Annotated in this window: 18 protein-coding genes; 8 read left to right on the plus strand and 10 right to left on the minus strand. The window is 62.4% G+C overall.

All coding sequences use genetic code 11. The features are described from left to right. Positions 1 to 177: 177 nt before the first annotated feature. The 5 genes from ATN37_RS10715 to ATN37_RS10735 are packed head-to-tail and all read right to left on the minus strand — an operon-like array spanning position 178 to position 4,086. Entirely contained in the window at positions 178 to 630 is a 453-nt protein-coding gene (locus ATN37_RS10715; RefSeq protein WP_003942217.1) for a flavodoxin family protein, read from the minus strand. Positions 631 to 677: 47 nt separating this feature from the next. Further along, positions 678 to 1,325 (minus strand): isochorismatase family protein, encoded by a 648-nt coding sequence (locus ATN37_RS10720; RefSeq protein ID WP_003942132.1) that lies wholly within the window; start codon positions 1,323 to 1,325, stop codon positions 678 to 680. Positions 1,326 to 1,361: 36 nt separating this feature from the next. Next, complete coding sequence (locus tag ATN37_RS10725) at positions 1,362 to 3,026, minus strand: (2,3-dihydroxybenzoyl)adenylate synthase (RefSeq protein WP_218695097.1); 1,665 nt, start codon at positions 3,024 to 3,026, stop codon at positions 1,362 to 1,364. A gap of 41 nt (positions 3,027 to 3,067) precedes the next feature. Beyond that, positions 3,068 to 3,868: a 2,3-dihydro-2,3-dihydroxybenzoate dehydrogenase gene (locus ATN37_RS10730; protein ID WP_003942103.1), complete on the minus strand. Its 801-nt coding sequence runs from the start codon at positions 3,866 to 3,868 to the stop codon at positions 3,068 to 3,070. Next, positions 3,856 to 4,086, minus strand: a complete 231-nt coding sequence (locus ATN37_RS10735) for a phosphopantetheine-binding protein (RefSeq protein ID WP_003942230.1) — start codon at positions 4,084 to 4,086, stop codon at positions 3,856 to 3,858. Before ATN37_RS10735 ends, ATN37_RS10730 begins: the two co-directional genes overlap by 13 nt. A 199-nt stretch (positions 4,087 to 4,285) precedes the next feature. Here ATN37_RS10735 and ATN37_RS10740 point away from each other — a divergent pair, with 199 nt between their 5' ends. After that, on the plus strand, positions 4,286 to 5,443 hold the full coding sequence (locus ATN37_RS10740) for an isochorismate synthase MenF (RefSeq protein ID WP_218695098.1): 1,158 nt from the start codon (positions 4,286 to 4,288) through the stop codon (positions 5,441 to 5,443). Positions 5,444 to 5,450: 7 nt separating this feature from the next. Here ATN37_RS10740 and ATN37_RS10745 read toward each other — a convergent pair whose 3' ends face one another. Continuing rightward, positions 5,451 to 5,849 carry a DUF1801 domain-containing protein gene (locus ATN37_RS10745; protein WP_209921170.1) on the minus strand — a complete coding sequence of 133 codons (399 nt, stop codon included), beginning with the start codon at positions 5,847 to 5,849 and terminating at the stop codon, positions 5,451 to 5,453. 200 nt (positions 5,850 to 6,049) lie between these two features. Here ATN37_RS10745 and ATN37_RS32490 point away from each other — a divergent pair, with 200 nt between their 5' ends. The 3 genes from ATN37_RS32490 (at position 6,050) to ATN37_RS10755 (ending at position 7,614) form a co-directional block, all read left to right on the plus strand. After that, a complete protein-coding gene (locus tag ATN37_RS32490) occupies positions 6,050 to 6,340 on the plus strand; it encodes a hypothetical protein (RefSeq protein ID WP_256933202.1) in 291 nt (96 codons plus the stop codon). A gap of 137 nt (positions 6,341 to 6,477) precedes the next feature. Then, complete coding sequence (locus tag ATN37_RS32495) at positions 6,478 to 6,909, plus strand: hypothetical protein (protein ID WP_256933203.1); 432 nt, start codon at positions 6,478 to 6,480, stop codon at positions 6,907 to 6,909. 48 nt (positions 6,910 to 6,957) lie between these two features. Continuing rightward, complete coding sequence (locus ATN37_RS10755; protein WP_003942235.1) at positions 6,958 to 7,614, plus strand: DUF3105 domain-containing protein; 657 nt, start codon at positions 6,958 to 6,960, stop codon at positions 7,612 to 7,614. Positions 7,615 to 7,648: 34 nt separating this feature from the next. On the opposite strand, the gene ATN37_RS10760 is transcribed toward ATN37_RS10755, so the two are convergent. Together ATN37_RS10760 and dapB are read right to left on the minus strand one after the other, a co-directional pair. Beyond that, on the minus strand, positions 7,649 to 8,113 hold the full coding sequence (locus tag ATN37_RS10760; RefSeq protein WP_003942246.1) for a hypothetical protein: 465 nt from the start codon (positions 8,111 to 8,113) through the stop codon (positions 7,649 to 7,651). Then, positions 8,110 to 8,865 carry a 4-hydroxy-tetrahydrodipicolinate reductase gene (gene dapB, locus ATN37_RS10765; RefSeq protein WP_007735114.1) on the minus strand — a complete coding sequence of 252 codons (756 nt, stop codon included), beginning with the start codon at positions 8,863 to 8,865 and terminating at the stop codon, positions 8,110 to 8,112. Before dapB ends, ATN37_RS10760 begins: the two co-directional genes overlap by 4 nt. A 111-nt stretch (positions 8,866 to 8,976) precedes the next feature. Here dapB and ATN37_RS10770 point away from each other — a divergent pair, with 111 nt between their 5' ends. After that, a complete protein-coding gene (locus ATN37_RS10770; RefSeq protein WP_218695099.1) occupies positions 8,977 to 11,016 on the plus strand; it encodes an ATP-binding cassette domain-containing protein in 2,040 nt (679 codons plus the stop codon). Next, positions 11,013 to 11,747, plus strand: a complete 735-nt coding sequence (locus tag ATN37_RS10775) for an energy-coupling factor transporter transmembrane protein EcfT (protein ID WP_042450697.1) — start codon at positions 11,013 to 11,015, stop codon at positions 11,745 to 11,747. The genes ATN37_RS10770 and ATN37_RS10775 overlap by 4 nt, the downstream gene beginning before the upstream one ends. Here ATN37_RS10775 and ATN37_RS10780 read toward each other — a convergent pair. After that, entirely contained in the window at positions 11,713 to 12,369 is a 657-nt protein-coding gene (locus ATN37_RS10780; protein ID WP_007735111.1) for a TetR/AcrR family transcriptional regulator, read from the minus strand. The genes ATN37_RS10775 and ATN37_RS10780 overlap by 35 nt on opposite strands. A 225-nt stretch (positions 12,370 to 12,594) precedes the next feature. Between ATN37_RS10780 and ATN37_RS10785 the strand changes: the two genes are divergently transcribed. Together ATN37_RS10785 and ATN37_RS10790 are read left to right on the plus strand one after the other, a co-directional pair. Continuing rightward, on the plus strand, positions 12,595 to 13,542 hold the full coding sequence (locus ATN37_RS10785; protein WP_030535581.1) for a metal-dependent hydrolase: 948 nt from the start codon (positions 12,595 to 12,597) through the stop codon (positions 13,540 to 13,542). Further along, complete coding sequence (locus ATN37_RS10790) at positions 13,542 to 14,702, plus strand: hypothetical protein (protein WP_058038677.1); 1,161 nt, start codon at positions 13,542 to 13,544, stop codon at positions 14,700 to 14,702. Before ATN37_RS10785 ends, ATN37_RS10790 begins: the two co-directional genes overlap by 1 nt. A gap of 45 nt (positions 14,703 to 14,747) precedes the next feature. Here ATN37_RS10790 and ATN37_RS10795 read toward each other — a convergent pair whose 3' ends face one another. Next, the gene (locus ATN37_RS10795) at positions 14,748 to 15,797 is read right to left on the minus strand and encodes a biotin/lipoate A/B protein ligase family protein (protein WP_003942269.1); all 1,050 of its coding nucleotides are present in this window, start codon (positions 15,795 to 15,797) and stop codon (positions 14,748 to 14,750) included. Positions 15,798 to 15,808 lie beyond the last annotated feature (11 nt).

Here is a 15,808-nt window from a genome sequence, read left to right on the forward strand (position 1 = left end):
CCCAAGGGTGACCTAACGTCGTTTTGGGTAGCCTAAACTAAATGTCAATGAATCGGGGAATCCGCCTCGCCGGTGACCCGAGAACCGACGGCTCCCGACGCGTCAATCAGAGGACACGCGCTTCTACAACCGCTTGCGGGACAGTCTCTTTCGTGAATCGAAACGAGAAAGTGAAGGCTAGTCCATCAGCGTTGCCGCGACGGTTCCGCCCAGTTCATAACAACCATCGCGGACAGATTTGTCCACGCTCACAGTCACTTCGAGCGGATCCGCCACCGCGACCAATCCGAGCCCGGTGGCGAGTTTGCGCACCGAGGACACTGCACCGGCAGTGTCGTTGTTACCGTGAACCCACAGGCCGTACGGTCGATCCGAAACCGCGCCGAGGCATTGGTAGTACGTGGTGTCGAAGAAGTATTTCAGCGCGCCCGACATGTAACCGAAATTGGCGGTGGTTCCGAAAAGATAGCCGTCAGCAGCGAGGACGTCGGGCACCGTCGCCGCCAACGCCGGCATCACCTTCACCTCGACGCCCTCGATCTCGGGATCGCGAGCCCCGGCCAGGACTGCATCCAACAATTCGTGGGTTGTCGGCGAGGGCGAGTGGTGAACCACCAACAGAGTCTTCACACATCTGACAATACGGCGACGGGTGGCGCACCCGTCGCCGTTCACGCCTACGCCGAAACGGTTTCCGCGCTCATCGCCTTGACCAGGTCGTCGGTTCGGGTGACCGAGGCGCAGCGCCCGGCCGCGTACTCGAGCGCACCGACATGCTCGTCCAGGGAGAAGTCGGCTACCGCGTCGCCCACGAAGAAGATCTGCACGTCTTGCATGAACCCGTCCAAAGCGGTAGTCAGGCAACCGATGTGGGCATAGATTCCGGTGATGATCAGCTGGTCACGCCCACTCTCGCGCAGCCGCTCACGCAGATCCGTCTTGATGAAGGCGCTGTAGCGCCATTTTGTGAGCATCACGTCGTCCGAATGCGGAGCCAACTCGGCGATCACGTCGGTGTGAGCGGGATCTGCCTTCAGACCCGGTCCCCAGAAATCCGACAGCAACGCACGCTCCTCGGGATCCTGATCACCGGGTTGCGCGGTGTAGACGATCGGGATTCCGGCAGCTCGCGCCGACGAACGAAGCCGGTCGATGTTCGGAACCACGGTTTGGAGCGGGTCGACGCTTCGGTCGTACGCGTTCACGAAATATTCCTGCATGTCGTGCAGAAGCAACACCGCTCGGGAAGGATCGAGAGTCCAGTCGACCCGATTTTGCGGAAACTCGGTGGGCATCTCGTATCGCACTGCTGTGGGTAGCGCCATGATGAATCTCCTCGAAAATGTGGGGGTGGGAACCGATCAACTCGACAGAGTCTGTGCGGCAATCGATTCGCTGAGAACACGGCGCAAGGCCGCCTTGCTGGTCTTTCCGACGCCGGTGACGGGGAACTCGGTCACGAACTCCACTCGATCCGGAACCTTGTACGCCGCAACGCCTCGGCCTCGTATGTATCGCTTGATCTCGCCGACGGTCGGGGCATCTCCGGAAATCACCAGAACAGCACAGGTTCGTTCGCCCAGGTACTCGTCGGGAACGGCGACGACGGCCGCATCGTGGACAGCCGGATGCGAGAGCAGGTGGTTCTCGATCTCCTCGGCCGCAACCTTCTCACCGCCGCGGTTGATCTGGTCTTTTGCGCGCCCCTCGACTATCAGATGTCCTGAATCGGTGACGCTGACCAGATCGCCGGTGCGATAGAAACCTTCGGCGTCGAAGACCTCGGCATTGTGCGCATCCGCCCGGTAATAGCCACGGATCGTATACGGACCCCGAGTCAGTAAGTGCCCCGTGGTTCCGGGCGCGACGAGCGCGCCTTCGTCGTCGACCACACGAACCTCGTCGTCGGGTGAAATGGGCCGGCCCTGAGTGCTGACGATCAATTCTTGCGTGTCGTCGAGGCGGGTGTAGTTGACCAGCCCCTCGGCCATCCCGAACACCTGCTGGAGGGTGCAGCCCAGCTCCGTGGGTACGCGTGCAGCGGCTTCGGCGCTGAACTTCGCTCCGCCGACGCCGAGAACCCGCAAGCTCGACAGATCGTGATCTGCCTTACTGGGGGCGGCCATCCAGGCCAACGCGATCGGTGGGACCAAGGAAGCGTGCGTGACTCGCTCTGATTCGATCAGACCGAAAGCTGTGGAGGGCATGGTGTCCGGCGCCAGAACCACGGAGCCGCCGGCGTGGAGAACACCCAGGATGCCCGGCGAACTCATCGGAAAATTATGCGCTGCAGGGAGAACCACCAACATGCGCGTCGAGTCGTCGACGCCGCAGATCGGGTTGGACGCTCGCACCGAGTAGAGGTAGTCGGCGTGCGTTCGCGGAATCAGCTTCGGAACACCGGTCGTGCCACCGGAAAGCTGAAGAAAGGCGACCGACAACGGATCGACGTCGGCAAGAACGGGAACCTCGTATCCGCGCAGCGAATCGAAACCGACAAACTCTTCGGGGTCACCGGCCACGATCACAACAGGCGGAGTCTCGAGGCCTTCGTTCACCTCACGCGCCAGCGCGCGGTAGTCGAACCCGCCATGACGGTCAGCGACGATATAGGCAGCGACATCAGCGAACTGGCAGAAGTATCCGATTTCGGTTCGGCGATGCGCCGGCAACCCGAATACCGGCAGGGCGCCGAGCTTCAACACACCGAACAATGCTTCGACGTATTCCACGATGTTCGGCAGCTGCAGAAGCACCCGGTCACCGGCGCGAACACCCAAGCCGGACAGGCCTCCGGCCACGGCCGAGCTGCGACGATCGAGGTCGGAATATGTCAGCCGTGTCTGTGTGCCAGAGGCACCGCTGCCGACCACCGCTTCGTTGTCGGGATGCCGTGCGGCCGCGGCCGTGACGAATCCGGCCAGCGTCTCGTCAGTCCAATAGCCTCGTTCCCGATAATACGTCACCAAATCGGGTGGATACTGTGCGACGGGTGCCAAGGGCTCGCGAGCGATCCTCGAGGTCATGCAAGTGACTCCTGTTCGAAAGTACTGTCAGCAAATACGTCTCACGCTTTGAGCGTCGCTCCACCGTCGACGTACAGCGCCTGCATGGTGATGTGGGCCGCCCGGTCGGACAGCAGGAAGTGCACCGAGTCCGCGATATCGTCTGCGGTGGCCAGTTTTCCGAGCGGAATACCCAGGCGATAGCTCGCCAGATTGCCTTCGATGACCGCGTCGGCACCCGAATCGTCGGAAGGGTCCGACCACAGTGACCGCTGCATCGCTGTGTCGGTGGATCCCGGAGCGACCACGTTGACACGAATGCCGTCAGTAGCCAGCTCCAGTCCAGCGGTTCGAACCAACATGGTGGCAGCAGCTTTGGACGAACCGTAAGCACCCATCCCGATACGTGGGACACCGGCCGCGTTCGACGAGACGACCACGATCGCCCCGGCCCGACGGCGACGCATTTCCAGTCCCACGCTTTGCAGCACGTTCAGCAATCCGAAGACGTTGACGCCGAATATCTTCCGCCACTGGTCCGGATCGGAGTCCAGCACCGATCCGGTGTCGAGAATTCCGGCGACGTGCGCGAGCGCGTCGATCCGGCCGAACGTGTCCATCGTCGAGGCCACTGCAGCGTCGACTGCCTGCCGATCGGTCACGTCCACGACGTGACTCTCGATATCGGCGCCTTCGACGATTGTTTCTGCCAATTCCGCAGTTACCCGCTTCAATTCGACGTCGTCGCGATCGAGCAACGCCAGCGAATACCCGTCGCGCGCAAGCGTACGGGCTACTGCGGCGCCGATCCCCGCCGCAGCACCGGTGACCACGGCGATTCGGCGCTCGCTCACTGCGGGCACAGGACCTGAACCCAGGCATTGATCGTGGGCTCTTCTGCCAACTCCGCGAAGTCGGCATCCGCGCCCGCTCCCCGCCACCGTTCGACGAGCGTCATCAAGCGAACCGAGTCAAGGCCTTCGTCACCCAGGTCCGCGTCGTCGCCGAGTTGTTCTGCCCTCATCGACAGAACCTCGGCGACGTCGCGCACGATCTGGTCACGGTCCACGGTGTTGCTCATCGGTCTCCTCGAGTAGTGGTCGACGCGCTCAGATCGAGCCAACCCAACCTCGTGTCGACCCCGTCCGCACGCCTTGACTTTAGGCCAGCCTAACCATAACGGTACGGAAGTACACAACCCGGACGGTCGCAACACAAATTCACCCAAACTAAGGCTAGCCTCAACATAACAAGCAATCTGTCGAACTGGAAGGGTGTCCATGTCAGCACTCGCCGAAGTCTCCGAATTCCCGTTGCGCAACAACCGGACTGACGATGAAACGGACTCCGTTTTCCTGCTCTCACGTAGGCAAACGTCGATCCGCACTTCGGGAGTAGTCGAAGAATTCGACTCGGCCTTCGACGCTGCCGAAGCCCTCAAGACCGGGCGCATCGACTCGGTCGTCGGCGCCCTGCCGTTCTCCCCGGAGACGCCGTCCGCCCTCACCGCGCCACTAAGTTTCACACGAGTCCGCGGTGATCTATATCACTCGAACATCCCGTCATTACCCACTTCGCGGGTAGCCGGATTCGAACCCAGCCCGCAGATCCACACCGACAGGGTCCGCGGAGCCATCGAACGACTTCGAGCAGGCGAACTCGACAAAGTTGTCCTCGCACGCTCCCTGACCATCGAGGCCGAGTCCACGATCTTCCCCGCCGCTCTGGCCGAGAAACTGATTGCACTCGATCACGCGCACAACGGTTTCTGCGTCGACCTGTCCCCCGCCGGAGGAAAGTACCGCGGGCGTTCGCTGGTCGGTTCGACGCCCGAGGTTCTGATCGAAAGGCGAGGCGGCGTCGTCACCTGCCACCCGCTGGCGGGCTCGATTGCACGCCATCCGAATTCGGATCAGGACGAGGCGAATGCCGAGCAACTCCGCGCGTCGACCAAAGATCTGGCCGAACACGCGTTTGTCGTCGACTCCATCAGCGCGACACTCGGACCACTGTGCACGTCCTTCAATGCACCCAGCGCACCGGAAATCCTTCGGACACCGCAACTGTGGCATCTCGGGACCAAGATCGAAGGTGTCCTGATCGACCCGAGCCTGACCTCGCTCGAACTCGCAATGGCGCTGCATCCGACTCCCGCTGTCTGCGGCACACCGACGGTCGCCGCACGCGAGCACATCACCGCAACCGAAGCCGATCGTGGGTTCTATGCCGGTGCCGTGGGCTGGTGCGACCGGACTGGAGACGGCGAGTGGATGGTTGCTATACGTTGCGCCGAGATCGCAGCAGACGGCCTCTCGGCGCGGGCCTACGCCGGCGGCGGCATCGTCGCTACTTCCGACCCGGAAATCGAATTGAGAGAGACCAGTACAAAATTCCGCACGCTACTCAGTGCGTTCGACCTCGCTGAACATCAGCTCTGACAGGGCGTCACTTCTTCGAGGTGTTCAGGGCAATCGCGGCGTGAACGAGTGCCTTGAACGCCTTTTCGTCGACGGCTTCGCCCTCGTGGAAATCGATCGCCCGTCGCGTATTGCCCTCGAGGCTGGAGTTGAAGAGTCCTGAAGCGTCGTCGAGTGATGCGCCTTTGGCAAAGGTCACCTTCACTGCGCTCTTGTAAGTCTCACCGGTACAGATCATTCCGGCGTGGTACCACACGGGAACACCTCGCCACTTCCATTCCTCCACCACATCCGGATCCACTTCTTTGATCAGAGTTCGTATCCGGGCGAGCATCTCGCCCCGCCAGTCTCCGAGTTCCTCGATTCGCTTGTCGATCAACCGAGACGGGGAATCTGCGCCTTGCTTGTCGGACTCACTCTTCGCCATCGCTTCGTCACTTCCTGCTCGTCGCCGCCGATCTCCGGTGAGTCGAGTATCCCCTCCTGCACGCGGATTCACTCGGTGAATCACTGACGCATCACGGCGTCTCGGCAGATGCGATTTCTTGCAGTTTCGGTCAAAGTGAGACGGACGTCCAGTATTCTCTGGGTACTAAGTCCCGATTCTTCGGCCTGGAGGACTGCATCGTGATCTGGAATCGACCGCTCACCCACTCAGTCGCTTGGGCTGCCGGATCGGTTGTTCTCGCCGCCGCGATTGTCGGCGTTCACACCGTTCCTGCGGCGGCGCAACAGGCCCGCGTCTTCGACGTACTGTGCACACCCACCGATGCAGGCCTTTCCGAGCTGTCCGGACTCACCGTCACCGCGGCCGGGATGTACGCAATCGGCGACAGCGGCTCCGACGATCGGGTCGCCGAACTCGATTCGAACTGCCACGTGCAGCGCTGGATCAGCTACGAACGTCGGTCGGGCTGATCGACCTCGATCCGGCTTCAGGTGCGGCGACCTCCTACCCCCTGGTCTATCCCGACGGCGCGCACGACGCCGAGACACTACTGATCCAGAGCGACGGGGTTCCCGTCATCGTCACCAAGGACTACCTAGGTGCAAGCGTGGTCTACACAACCGCTGAGCGACAGCAGGTTCAGGATCTGAGTACGGGCTCGCCGACCATGTTGGCCAAAGTAGGTCAGCTCAGATTTACTCCCACCCTCACACCCGGTGGGCCCGTCCCCCACGCCGGCACGATGGCTGTCACCGGCGGCGCCGTGAGCAAGGACGGCACGGTGGTAGCGCTCCGCACGTATACCGACGCTTACCTGTACGCAGCTCCCGACGGCGATATCGTGAAAGCGTTGAACACCAACCCGATTCGCGTCCCCCTTCCCGACGAGCCACAAGGTGAGGCGATCGCGTTCGACGCTGCCGGTGATCTGATCAGTGGCTCCGAGGCATACCGAGGGCCATTACCACCAATCCGAATTCTTCGCGGCGCCAGCGACATCGCACTGTCGGGCGGAGCGAGCGGCTCTCTCGGGTCGTAGTCGATTCGCGTCCCCGGGAAAGCGGACAGGCGCCGCTATCATGGCCGAGTGAACAAACAACTTCGAGCGACAGTGGTGGTCTCGGCAGTTCTCGCACTGGCTTCGTGTGCGAATTCCCTCGAAGGATCACCGCGCCCGGATGCGTTTGTTCCGAGCATCGACAACCCGGATCCGTCCGAAGCCATCGACGGAGTTGTCACGGTCGACTACCCAGCAGCCCAACACGTACGCCCGAACGAACGCGTGGCGTACACATATTCACCGCCCTTCGGAGGCCGTCATGACTCGGTCTGGGCAAACTGCACCGGAGTTGTTTATCCACAAGCGATTCGGACCGAGAATGCGGTCCATTCTCTCGAGCACGGGGCCGTGTGGATCACGTACAACCCCGACCTCGTCTCGAGCGAGGATCAGGCTCGCTTGGCACAGCGAGTCGAGGGCATGAGCTACACGTTGATGTCGCCGTATCCGACCCTGGATTCGCCGATCTCGCTGCAGTCGTGGGGCCGTCAGCTCAAGCTCGACAACGCCGCGGACGCGCGCATCGATCAGTTCGTCTCGGCTCTGCGCGTCAACCCGAACACGTATCCCGAAGTGGGCGCGACCTGTTCGGTGCCGGTGACGAGCTTCGACCCGAACAACCCGCCGCCATTCGACCCCACCACTCCGGATCCGTCATCTCCCACAACCGTTCCGGAGCGGTAGCGTCTCAGCAGGCCCCGCTTCGCGGCGTAGACACCTACTTGCCTCGTGAACGGCGTTCCAGTTCGACTGCCCGTCGCATGGTTTCCCGAGCCCGGCTTCGGTCACCGGCATAGTCGTAGGCGCGAGCGAGTCGGAAGTTCTGCTTCCAGTTGTCCGGGTCTGCTTCCCAGTCGACCTTGATCTGGGCGAACAACTCGTCGGCGGCCGCTCGCTCGATCCGGCCCGAAGGCAATTTCGGAAGCGCAGACGCATCGACAGCGAGGCCCTCGTCGTGAATCTGCTGCGCGAGGCGCTGGTGCGTGAAGCCGGCACGGAGCGTGGCGATGACGAGCCACAGCCCCAGGAACGGCAGGATCAGCACGCCGATCCCGAGACCGATCGCGGCGCCGCCACCGTCCTGGATGAGCTGGATTCCGCGCTGGCCGAGCAGCACGAAGTACACCGCGAGCGCGATGCAAATCGCGACGATCAGTGCGACGGTGCGGGTGGTCTTGTTCATAGATCGAGAAAGGAATCGATACCGACCGTCAGACCCGGACGCGAGCCGATCTGGCGGACACCGAGCAGAACGCCCGGCGCGAACGAATTCCGGTCGATCGAGTCGTGGCGAATGGTCAGTGTCTCGCCCTGAGTTCCGAGAATCACTTCCTGATGCGCGACCAGTCCGGCCATCCGCACGGAGTGAACCCGGACGCCGTCGACGTCGGCTCCGCGCGCACCCTCGAGCTCGGTCGTGGTGGCGTCAGGGCTGCGTCCGACGCCTGCTTCCGCGCGAGCCTCGGCGATCATGGCGGCCGTTCGGTATGCGGTGCCCGAGGGAGCATCTGCCTTGTTGGGGTGATGGAGTTCGATGACCTCGACGGAATCGAAGAAGCGCGCCGCGGCAGCCGAGAAGCGCATCAACAGCACAGCACCGATGGCGAAGTTCGGGGCGATCAGAACACCCGTTGCCGGCTGGGCGTCGAGCCAGGACTGAACAGTCGCAAGCCTGGACTCGTCGAAACCGGTGGTGCCGATCACTGCATGAATTCCGTTGGCCACGAGGAATTCCAGATTTCCCATGACGACGTCGGGGTGCGTGAAATCGACCACTACCTGAGTGCGGGTGTCGACAAACGTCTCGATGCGATCACCGGTGTCGACCTGAGCGACGAGTTCCAGATCGGGAGCAGCTTCCACTGCCTCGCAGATCGCTCGACCGACCTTGCCCTTGGCTCCCAGAACCCCGACCCTGATGGGTGCTGCACTCACGTCTTCCACGCTCCGTCCGATGCATTGTTTGAGGTGAAGCCTACGCAATCACCCCGATGCGCTCACCATCAGTCGGGCGGGAGTTATGTCACCACTGGCACACTGGACGTAGTGAGCAACCGTCCGCAAGTCCGCGAAACCGGCAACCTTCGACCACTCGAGTTGGCAACGGGTGCCGTCATGGCCGGATTCACGGTCGCGTTGTCCGTCATTGCCACGGTCATCCCCATGGCCAGCGCCCTCAACCTCGTGGCCGCCGTTCCGATGGGAATTGTTGCCCAGCGCTTCCGAGTCCGCGCCGTGACGACGGCCGGTATCTCGGCCACGGCAGTCGCCTTTGTCGCGGCGGGTTCGGGATCTGCGGCGGCGGTCGCATTGAGCGCTCTCCTCGGCGGAATCATCGGTACGGTCAAGCGGCGCGGTCTCGGCTTCGTCTCCGCATTGCTGTCGTCATTGGTCATCGGGCCCGCGCTGGCGTTGTTCTCCATAGTCCTGTTGCTTGTTCTCGCTCCGCTGCGCACCTTGTTGTTGACCTCGCTCGAGAACACCGCGTTGGGCGTGGCCGAGATCTTGAAGCGTGCCCCCACACTGGTCGGCGCAGCCGAATGGATCGAGAACAGCATCGGCTCGATCATCGACTACTGGTGGTTGTGGATCGGCGTGTCCATCATCTCCGGAATCGTCCTCAGTACCGTCGTCTCCTATTTCGTCCTCGGCGCCGTCCTCGACCGATTGGCTGCACTCCCTTCGGCCGACCCGCTCCAGACAGCACCCGACGACCGTCCGATCGATCCTCTGCCGGTCACTTTCGATCACGTGGGCTTCACCTATCCGGGTGCAACGACACCGGCCCTCGTCGACGTCAACTTCACCGTGCGACGAGGAGAGTTCGTCACCATCGTCGGCCACAACGGCTCGGGCAAGTCCACACTCACCCGGTTGCTCGCCGGTCGCGCGCCGACTGTCGGGACGCTGACGAGACCCGGGTCCGCCGGTCTCGGCCGACACGGCGGAACCGCCGTCGTCCTCCAACGACCCGAAAGCCAGATCCTCGGAACCCGCGTCGCGGACGACGTCGTCTGGGGGCTCCCCCCCGAGTCGCATCCCGACGTCGATGCACTGCTGGCCGAGGTGGGACTCGCGGGCATGGGTATGCGTGAGACCTCCGGGCTGTCCGGTGGCGAGATGCAACGTCTGGCTGTTGCAGCCGCGCTGGCGCGGCGCCCCGCTCTGCTGATCGCGGACGAAGCCACCGCGATGGTCGATCAGGCCGGCCGGGAGGAATTGGTCTCGCTCCTTGCCGAACTTCCGCGACGCCACCCGATGGCCGTGGTACTGGTCACCCATCACCACGCCGACACCCGCAACGCAGATCGGGTGATTCAACTACAACGCGGACGGCAGATCGATCACCAACCCGGTTGGATGACGTCGACGTTCGGGGGTCCGCCGTCTGCGCCGTGGCCGGTCAGCACTCGAGCTGTCCTCCAACTCACCGATGTCACCCACACGTACAACGACCGGACTCCGTGGTCGCGGCGCGCACTGTCGGACGTAAATCTCACAATCGGCGACGGCGACGGGCTGCTGGTTCTGGGCGGCAACGGTTCCGGTAAATCGACTCTGGCCTGGATCATGGCGGGCTTGATCGCACCGAGCAAGGGAACCGCAGTCTTCGACGGCAAACCCGTCTCACGCCAACTCGGCACCGTCGGTCTCACGTTCCAGCATTCGCGACTGCAGCTGCAACGCCGAACCGTCGCCGAAGACATCGAGGCCGCCGGAGGTCCGGAGATCGGATCGGTGCAAGTCTCGTGGGCGCTCGACGCCGTCGGACTCGACCGTCACATCGCCGGCCGCAGCATCGACGAGTTGAGCGGCGGACAGATGCGACGCGTCGTCCTGGCCGGTCTCCTCGTGCGCCAACCGCGGGTACTCATCCTCGACGAACCGTTGGCCGGTCTCGATCCACCCGGTCGACACGAAATCCTGAACGTACTCAGGTGGATTCGTCGGAACGGAACCGCAGTAGTCGTCATCTCCCACGATGTCGACGGCATGGACGCCGTGTGCAGCAGAACAATTCGACTGTCGGAGGGTCGCATCCTCGACCCTGCCGCCAGCAGCGCCTTGGAAGGATCGACGACGTGACAACACTTCTGCGCGAAGTCCCGACTTCATCGCCGATCCACCGATTGTGGGCCGGAACGAAGATCGTTGCCGTCGTTCTCGTCAGCATCGTGGTCGTGACCGCTCCGTCCTGGCCGGCGATCGGCGTCGTACTCGGATTGTTGTTGCTGACCGCGGTGATCGGACGCATCCCCCCGACTGCAGTTCCGCGACCTCCGTGGTGGTTGTGGGCGCTGATCCTGCTCGGCGCGTTGATCAATCTTCCGATCGGCCTCGACGCAGTCTTCATCTACCTGCAAGCTGTGACGTTCGGTCTTGTATTGCTCTGCGTCTCACTGATGTTGGCATGGACCACGTCGATGAGCGATGTGGCGCCGGCACTGGCAACGCTCGGTAGACCGCTGCGATTCCTCAAGATCCCGGTCGACGAGTGGGCGATCGCGACGGCCCTCTGCATTCGTTCACTTCCGCTCTTGATCGACGAGATGCTCACCCTGGTGGCGGCGCGACGACTACGCCCGAAAGCTGTGGTGAACAGCGCTGCCGACAATTCGATAGTCGATCTGATCACCACGACCATGTCGGTGGCAATTCGGCGCTCTGCCGAGATGGGTGAAGCGATCTCCGCTCGCGGGGGCACCGGTTTGATCGCGGCGTACCCCAAGCGCCCTCAGCTCGCCGACCTGTTCGCGCTGATCGTCGTCATCGCCGCGTGCGTCAGCGCGGTTGTTTTGACTCTGGTTCTGCGCTGATCGGATCACCGCTGACAGAATTTCCCTGGGCGATGATCGCAGAACCCATCCAGCGCCGTAGGTATCGCCGCAGTTCCTCGTCGCTCCGCTTCGGGTCGCCGGGCGCGAGGAAAAACGACTGCATCGTCCGCAGGACGTATTCGACCAGTTCCTGAAGTGATGCGTCGTCGTATCCGAAACGCACCCAGTCCACGTCGAAGCGGGTGATCATCGCCATTCCGAAGGCCTGCGCCTCCTGAGAGGTCAGACCTTCGGGATGAAGACTCGAATTCGTGCTGGTGAGCAGAATGCCGAGATGCGGCGTTCGGTGGACCTGGGTCAGGGTGTAGACGACACCCTCGGTCATCGCCTCGACGGGATCTTCGATGCCGCTCACGTGTGTGGTGAGCCGATCGAGGTAGCCGTCGACCGACGCGATTGCAGCTGCCCGCATCAGAGCGTCAGCGCTGGGGAAGTATCGATACACGGTCTGCCGGATCACGCCCAGTGACTCGGCGACGTCGCCGATGCTGATTTCCGAACTCGTCCGTCCGATCAACTCGACCGCGGCCTCGACAATGCGACGAGACGCATCTTCGTCACTGTCCGGTGGATTGCCGCCCCACCCACGCCTTCGTGCCACTGCCCACTTCCTCGCTCGAACGAGGCTCGAACCATGTCTTTGCGCTCGAAGTCCAAGAGCCACAGGCTAACACAGGCAGGTTTTGCATCTGCGCCCCTCGAATTCACTCCCCTCGCCGAAAGTGAACATACAACTGCACACCAATATGTATGATTACCGCCACACGTGGCTTCGAGTGCCAGAGCGGCCACCTGACCAGCCCCTCCGAAAGACGAGGTTCGACAAGTGACCAACCTTCAACCCCGAAAAATGGACTTCGGATTCGAGGATCAGGACGTTCCCTTCCTGTGGAACCCGGAGAATCCGGCCTGGTCGAGCATGTCCAACGCGGTCTCGTTCCTGGCCATCGGTTTCGAGAAGATGATCGTGAAGATGATCATGCAGACCAAGTCGCGGATCAGCGATCCTGAAGTGGCCGAGGAAGCCGTGGCGTTCATGCGTCAGGAAGGCCATCACTCGACCGCGCACCGCCAGCATGTGAAGGCTCTGATCAGGCGCTACCCCGGACTACAGAACACGCTCGACGCTGTGATCGGTGAATTCGATCTACTGACCGAGGCGACCTCGCTGAACTACCGGCTTGCATACACCGCGGACCTGGAGGCGACCTTCACTCCGGTGTTCAAGCTGATGCTCGACAACGAGGCGACCTTGTTCCGCCCGGGAGACGACCGCGTCGCGTCGCTGTTCATCTGGCACTTCGTCGAGGAGGTCGAGCATCGCAGCTCGGCTCTGATCATCTTCAATTCCGTAGTCGGAAGCGAGCTTTACCGGATGCGGATGGCACCGTCGATCTTCGCGCACGTGATGAAGGTGATTCGTATCGCCTGCGCAGGCTTCAACCAGCACGTTCCGCTCTCCGAGCGGCAAGTCGACTCACTGTCGATGTTCGCCACCCACCGCACCAAGCAGAAGATTCTGACGTCGTTCGCTCCGTATCTGACCAAGGGCACGATGCCTCGCGCCTTCGATCACCTTCAACTCGGAGAACAACTCGTTGCACTCGGCGGTGTCTTCCGCAGCCAGATGCCCAATCACAACCCGGACCACGAGAAACTCCCCGCACTCGCCGACCAGTGGTTCAAGCGTTACGACGACGGCTACGACTGCACACGCTGGTACACCGCCGAATCTCAGGCACAAGCCGAGTCGATCACGTCAGGGGCCAACTGATGGCAGAACACTGCTCCCCCACGTTTTCCCAGCTCGCAACAGAACTCGGTTTCTCCTGTCAGGAAGCAGGTGGACTCGTCGAGTTCCGTAACCCGGCGGCGCTGGAGAACTGGACCCTGCCCGTCCTCGAATGGACCATCATCGTCGGCTCGGTGCTCGCACTGGTCCTGGCGATCGTGCGGTTGCGCCGCAACGGCGACCCCACCAATCTGGTTCTCTGGTTCGGCGCCACCGCCTACCTGTTCATCATCGAGCCTCCGCTGTACTTCCCGGCGGCGTTCGGCATCGAAGAACAAGTGGACACGATGTTCGCGCACAACGTGTTCACCGTCGACTTCATGTGGGGTCGACTGCCGCTGTACATCGTTGCCATCTATCCACTGATGGCGACGTTGGCCTTCGAAATAGTCAGAATGCTCGGCGTTTTCCGCAGATACGGTCCACTACTGGGCGCTGTCTGCGTCGGCTTCGTCCACCATGCGTTCTACGAAATCTTCGACCACCTGGGGCCCCAGTTGCGGTGGTGGGAGTGGTCGACGTCGAACCCGATCAACCAACCCATGTTCAACGCGGTTCCACTTCCCAGCGTGGTCGTCTTCGCCGCGCTGTGGCCGATGTCGTTGGCATTCTGCGTCCAGTACTTCGTCGGACGGCACGTCGATGCCGGCAAGCACTTCTCCGGACTTCAATTGGTATGGCGCACCATCGTGATCGGCCTGCTGGCCTCGCTGGGTACGTTCATTCTCCCGCTCCCGGCGACGGTCTTCGGTATGGGAAGCGACACTGTCCGCGGGTTCCTCTACGCCGCTGAACTTGCAGTCCTCACAGTGGTCGCGATCGTGGTTCTCGTCCGCCAATGGACGCACCTGCGCTCGGCAGAATCGAACACTCCTGCACACACCAACAGGTTCGTGCAGATCTACAGCGTGGTGTACCTGGTTGTCATGGCCGTCCTGTGGGCGAGTGCGCTTCCCGACTTCTTCGACGCGGTCGACGGTTCCACCAGCGCTGGAGATCCCATCGGGAACCTCTGGTACACAGTGGCGTGCTTCGTCATCGCAATCCTGTGCGTGAGCGCAACTTTCACCATTCCGAAGCGGAACTCCGGGACGGCCGACGCCGAGCTCCTCGGGGCAAACTCAGCGACTCCGGCTACCTAGGCGACCGGGACGAGACCGCTCGGGTCTCGTCCCGGTTTCTCGGTTTCACGGGACGCGGTGAGTCCACTCTTCGGTTCTGAACTTCGTGTCCACCAGCTTGCGCGCCTGCTCCAACTCCGAGTCCGTGTAATCGCTGTCGTGGGTGTCGTATTGACCTCGAAAGTGCTGCGCAAACGACTCCAGGATTGCTGCACGCGTCATTCCGGTCTGCGAACGCAGCGGATCGACGCGCTTGGCCGCACTCTTGGTTCCCTTGTCCGACATCTTCTCTCGTCCGATTCGCAACACCTGCGTCATCTTCTCAGCGTCGATGTCGTAGGCCATGGTCACGTGATGGAGCACAGTGCCGGACGCGAATCGCTTCTGAGCGGCGCCGGCGATCTTGCCCTTGTCCGAGGCGATATCGTTGAGCGGCACATACCGAGCGTTGATACCGACCTCGGCAAGCGCTCCCATGACCCACTGATCGAGAAACGCGTAGGACTGCTCGAAACTCAAACCCTCGACCAATGACGCCGGTACTGCCAACGAGTACGTGATGCAGTTGCCCGGTTCCATGAACATCGCGCCGCCACCGGAGATTCGGCGCACCACCCCGATGCCGTACCGCGCAGCCGCCTCGGAGTCGACCTCGTTACGCACGGACTGGAACGATCCGATCACGACCAAGGGCGAGTCCCAGTCCCAGAAACGCAATGTCGGCGGACGCTCACCCGATGCGACCTCACGCGCGATGACCTCGTCCAGCGCGACGTGCATCGCGGGATCGAGAACCACCGGCGGGATGAGGTCGAAGGTGTGATCCGCCCAGCTCGTGGCGTGGCCGAGTGCGCGCCGGATCGCGATGCCGACCGACTGCGGCGTGAAGCCGATCATCGAGACGGACTCGTCGAGCGCAGTGGAGATGGCATGCGCCAACTGTTCTGCATCCGAGTCGGCGGGCATTCCGCGCAACGCCGCGTTGATGTCGTCGAGCGCGCTGTCGGGCTCGAGGAAGAAGTCCCCCGAGACTGCGACTTCGGACAGCCGACCGTCCGCCACCTCGACGTCGACCGCGACCAGTTTTCCACCAGGAACCTTGTACTCTCCACGCATCCGTCCAGCCT

The sequence above is a fragment of the Rhodococcus sp. MH15 genome, assembly GCF_019266045.1.
Classification (GTDB): domain Bacteria; phylum Actinomycetota; class Actinomycetes; order Mycobacteriales; family Mycobacteriaceae; genus Rhodococcus_F; species Rhodococcus_F qingshengii.